The following is a 4732-nucleotide window of genomic DNA, read 5'->3' as shown; positions in this document are numbered from 1 at the left end:
ACGCTCCTCCGTGTAGATGCACGTCAACGCCTTCCCACGACGAAATGGCGAAACCTGCAACGTGCTCCCAAACAACGGATGCCAGCGATAGGCAACCGTCGCAAAGCGGAAACCATATGCAGAATGTCGATAATTGCCCCCGCTTGGCCCGGAATACGTAGACCGCGCCCGAGAACGGATCCGCGCCCATCGCCTCGCGCACGAGCGCTGCCAGACCTTCCGCTCCCTTGCGGAAGTCGACGGGCTTCGTCGCCACCATGACCTTGACCGCTCCCGTTGGCCCGATCACGACGTTGCCCTCAGCGCACGGATCACCGCTGCAACCGTCTTCGAATCCGCCCCACGACCTACCCGCATTGCGATGCCGTCGATCTCAAGCTCGATCACACCAGCGTCTCGAGCTGGCTCCCGCTTCCTTGGCTGTGGCCGATGCTTCGCCGCGGGCTTCGGAGGCGCTGCCGTCACCACCGCCGGAACGAACATGGACTCCGATACCGCTGCCTCCCCCATCGGCCGGCGAGCAGCCCGACGCCAGGTGAACAATTGCTGCGGGGAAAGTCCATACCGGCGTGCCACAGCACAAACCGTCTCGTCCGCCTCGTAGCTCTCCGCCACTATCCGGGACTTCTCCTCCGGCGGCCACTCACGCCGCCGACCCGAACCAGTGAAGATCTCCAGCCGACGGACCGGCTCCTCGTCCTTGGACTTAAGCGTAAACTCTGAAATCGTCATATGTCGAAGCCCTCAAAGGCCTCGAACATCGTCCCTTACATCCATCCGCGAAAGGTGCCGCCGGGACAGCGCTTACGACTTTGTTGACGCGCCCGCGCCAATGGCTCTCAGGCCATTCCCAGGGACTCAGGTCAGTCGAATCGGGCACTTTAGCTGCTCCTGAGCTCCTGAGCAGTGTCTACACCGACTTCCGCGAAAGCGTTCGAGATCGGCGAAAACGTAGGGTCAGCTTAAGGACGATGGCCCCAACAGATAACTTGGCAGCGTCTTACACTGGATGCCAGCATAATTCGCTTTTGCTGGTGTCCGTGTTCCCTGACCACCCCAGCGGCCAGGGGTAGGCGGCGCCACCTACCTGGCCTCCAACACGGCACTGAGGAAGTGACGCGTCCGCTCGTTCTGGGGATTGCCCAAGAGCTGGTCGGGCGGGCCCTGCTCGACGATCTTGCCCCCGTAGAAGAAACACACGCGGTCTGAAAACTCCTTGGCAAAGCCCATCTGGTGCGTGACCATCAGCATTGTGAGGTCATGCTCGGCGCCGAGCTTGCGGATGACATTGAGCACCTCCCCGATCAGCTCTGGGTCGAGCGCAGAAGTCACCTCGTCAAACAGCATCACCTTGGGCCGCATAGCAAGTGCACGAGCGATCGCCACGCGCTGCTTCTGTCCGCCGGAAAGTTGGATCGGAAAGTGATTCCTTTTGTCGCCGAGCCCCACCATGTCGAGCAGTTCGGCGGCCCGCGTCTCCGCTTCCTTCTTCGGCAGCCCGAGCACGGAAACCGGAGCCTCCATGCAGTTTTGCAGCGCCGTCATGTGGGGAAAGAGATTGAAGTGCTGAAAGACCATGCCGATCTTGCTGCGGACACGCCTGAGATGCCGGTCATTCGCAGGGACCATCTGGCCGTTCTTCTGCATATGCGTGAGCGGCTCTCCATCGACCCAAATCACTCCTCCTTGGATTTGTTCCAAGGTCATGAGCATGCGCAGGACCGTGGTCTTGCCAGAGCCGGAAGGCCCGATAATACAAACCTTCTCGTTACGCGCGATGTCGAGATTGAGCTCGTCGAGCACGGTTAGCGAGCCATAGCGTTTTGTAACGTTTTCGAAGCGGACCATGGGTTCGTTCATGGATTTCTCGTTGCACGCGATGTCGGGTTTGTCCAGCACGGTCAGCCCCCCATTACTTTTTGCGGCGTTCTCAAAGCGGACCCTGAGTTCGTTCATGACGTACCTCCTATTGCAGCCGATAGCGGCGGTTGAGCCAAATGCTCACCGACTGCACGATTGCGGAAGCGACTAGGCTGAACACGAGAAAGAAGAAGCCGACCATGACGATGGCCTCGGTGTAGCGGTAATTATTGGCGCCGAAAATCTTCGCCTGCTGCAACATCTCCAGGATCGCGATGGCCGCCAGTATCGGCGTTTCTTTGAACATGCCAACAAAGTAGTTGCCCAAGGCAGGCACGACGGGCGGGATCGCCTGCGGCAGAATGATGGTGCGCCAGGTTCGCATTCGCGACAGATTGAGCGCCGTGCAGGCCTCCCACTGGCCTTCTTCAACCGACAGGATGCCGGCGCGAAACACCTCTGAGCAATAAGCGGCGTAGTGGATGCCGAGCATGCCGATGCCGGCCGTCCAGGCAGGGATGAGGATCCCGAATTGCGGTCCGACGAAATAGACGAAGAACACCTGCAGCAGCAGAGGCGTGGAGCGGATGAACTCCACGATCTCCGTCATGGCGGTGGAAACGTAGCGGTTCGGCGACTGACGGATCAGCGCGACGATCAGGCCAAGCACCACCGCGATCGTGAAGCTGAGCACCGTGGCCTGAATCGTGACGATCGCGCCACGATAAAGGTACGGCCACGCTTCCCAGACGTAGGACCAGTCCCATATGCTCATGCCAGCGCCTCCCGCACAAAGCCACTTGAGAGCCGGCGCTCCAGCCATCGCACCACAGGAGTGATCAGGGCACGCGCGAGGAAGTAGTAGCCAAACAGCGCCACCGCGAAGAACAGCAGATAGTTGCCGGTGGCGTCGGCTGCCAGCTTCGACGCGGTGGTGAACTCGGTGATGGTGATGAAGAATACGAGCGAGGTCGACTTAAGCAGCTCGATCAGCAGGTTGCCCGACGGCGGCAGCATGCTTCGGATCGCCTGCGGCACCACGATGCGGCGCATCATGGTGAGCCGCGGGAAGTTGAGCGCGATACTCGCTTCATACTGGCCGCGGTCGACAGCCTGGATTGCGGCGCGCACCACCTCGGCGAGATAGGCGGAATAGTTCATGCCAATGCCGAAGATGGCAACTGCCCACGGCGACAGGGCCACGCCAAAGAATGGCAGCACAAAGAACAACAAGTAGACCTGCACCAGCAGCGAAGTTCCGCGAAAGAACTCGATATAGGCAACGGCTAACCATCGCAGAGGCCAAAGGGAGGAAACCCGTATCAAACCTGCGACAAGCCCGAGCGCCACCGCCACCAGAGAGGCCCCGATGGTAACAATAATGGTAATCAGGAGGCCTTGGGCGAGCGCCAACACGCTGAAGGTGAGAGGAAATTCGTTCATGCTTCTATCCTATTTGACATTCCCCGGCCGAGACCGAGGAGACGCATCAGGATCGGGGAAGAACCGCGATACTAGCCTTACGATTTGCAGAGATCGACGGTCTTTCTCCCGTCTGGCAAAAGTGACTTATCGTATCCGTACTTGCTAACCAATGACATCATCTCATCAGAGCCGATATAATCCTTCAACAGCGCGTTGATTGCATCGACTGTGTCCTGCTCGCCTTGTGGAAACGCGAAGGCAGGATAGCCGGGTTTGTAATTTGGCTTGAACGGGTTAGCGAGCTCGAGTGAATCATCGTTGCGGATCGCACCCTTAATGCCTAGATATTCACCACCTCCGGCATCGGCGCGACCAGACTTGACTGCCTGGGCTATCTCGACATAGCCGGCAACCTGCATGATCTTATCGTCTGGGATGCCGGTCTGTTGCGCCCGTTTCACGTCGGCATATCCGGCACCAGTAACGAATGTCAGCCCCTTGTCACGAATGTCTGGCAAGGAATGCACCCCTTTGGGGTTGCCTTTGGGTACCACAAGACCGCCGTATACCGTCCCGAACGGATCCGTGAATAGCACGTTGCGGCAGCGCTGAGGCAACACGAACATCGCACTAGTGATCACATCGATGCGGCCTCCCTGCATGGCAGGGATAAGTGATCCCCACTCCATGTCCACAGGTTCGAACTTTGTCGCTCCCAGTTTCTTCAAGAGCTCCATCACCAAGACGTTGCCGATGCCAAGCATCTCGTTATTATCACCCTTGAACGACCAGGCCGTGTCAGTGGAGAAGCCGATGCGGATCGGTCCGCCATTCTTAATCCTGTCGAGCAGCCCCCCCGCCAAGGCAGAGCCAGCTAGCGAGGTCATTACTACCGCCGTGATGCTCAGGGCGGCCATTCCCCTTAGAACTTTGCGTCTCAGGGGATCGGTTCGGCTTGTAAGGTGTTGGCGCTTGTCCATAAATTCCTCCTTGTGCTTCGAGCTGTCCCATCAAGACACACCCTTCAAACTTCTTCGACGTGAACTATGATGTGCGGTTCCCCATTTTCACGCCAATTAGAATACCCAGTTAAAGCGCAGGATTTCGGGCGATTTTGGCCCATAGGCGCAGGAAACCGGCGATTTCGTCGCTATTCACGTCCTCTCCGCCATGACCGATGGGAAATGAAGCTCCCACCATGCTCTCCCATAGTCAGGGAAATGGGCCAGGCGTTGCGAGAGTTTTAGGCTGACGGTCGCCTCACGACCTCTCGGCACCCCGCGGATGGTGCTTTGACCGGGCATTGCCGTGCGCCTGTGCGTTCCAGCAGCGACGCGTTGCGACAACAGGTTTGATAGTGATGGGGTTGTCTAATCGCCGCTGGGACGTCAAGCATGTAATTGCGTCGAGACGGACGCTGCCGGGTGCATGGTTGTCTTCGCGGTCG

6 protein-coding genes are annotated in these 4732 nt (G+C 58.7%); all 6 read right to left on the bottom strand.

The annotated features are described in order from the left end of the window. A partial coding sequence (gene tnpB, locus NKH29_RS32335) for an IS66 family insertion sequence element accessory protein TnpB (protein WP_502911337.1) occupies nt 1–259 on the bottom strand: 259 nt, incomplete at its 3' end. A gap of 26 nt (nt 260–285) precedes the next feature. Next, nucleotides 286–732, bottom strand: coding sequence for an IS66-like element accessory protein TnpA (tnpA, locus tag NKH29_RS32330; protein WP_352843076.1), 447 nt, complete (start codon nt 730–732; stop codon nt 286–288). Between the two features lie 351 nt (nt 733–1083). After that, nucleotides 1084–1860, bottom strand: coding sequence for an ectoine/hydroxyectoine ABC transporter ATP-binding protein EhuA (gene ehuA, locus NKH29_RS32325; protein ID WP_353001409.1), 777 nt, complete (start codon nt 1858–1860; stop codon nt 1084–1086). Between the two features lie 106 nt (nt 1861–1966). Next, entirely contained in the window at nt 1967–2635 is a 669-nt protein-coding gene (gene ehuD / locus NKH29_RS32320; RefSeq protein WP_353001407.1) for an ectoine/hydroxyectoine ABC transporter permease subunit EhuD, read from the bottom strand. Further along, nucleotides 2632–3303, bottom strand: coding sequence for an ectoine/hydroxyectoine ABC transporter permease subunit EhuC (ehuC, locus tag NKH29_RS32315; RefSeq protein ID WP_353001406.1), 672 nt, complete (start codon nt 3301–3303; stop codon nt 2632–2634). Before ehuC ends, ehuD begins: the two co-directional genes overlap by 4 nt. A 77-nt stretch (nt 3304–3380) precedes the next feature. Continuing rightward, nucleotides 3381–4265 (bottom strand): transporter substrate-binding domain-containing protein, encoded by an 885-nt coding sequence (locus NKH29_RS32310; protein WP_353001405.1) that lies wholly within the window; start codon nt 4263–4265, stop codon nt 3381–3383. Nucleotides 4266–4732: the final 467 nt, after the last annotated feature.

The organism is Mesorhizobium sp. M1295 (genome assembly GCF_040318135.1).
Lineage (GTDB): Bacteria > Pseudomonadota > Alphaproteobacteria > Rhizobiales > Rhizobiaceae > Mesorhizobium.
The sequence above is the reverse complement of the archived record's forward strand: the minus strand, read 5'-3'. Positions and strand labels throughout refer to the sequence as shown.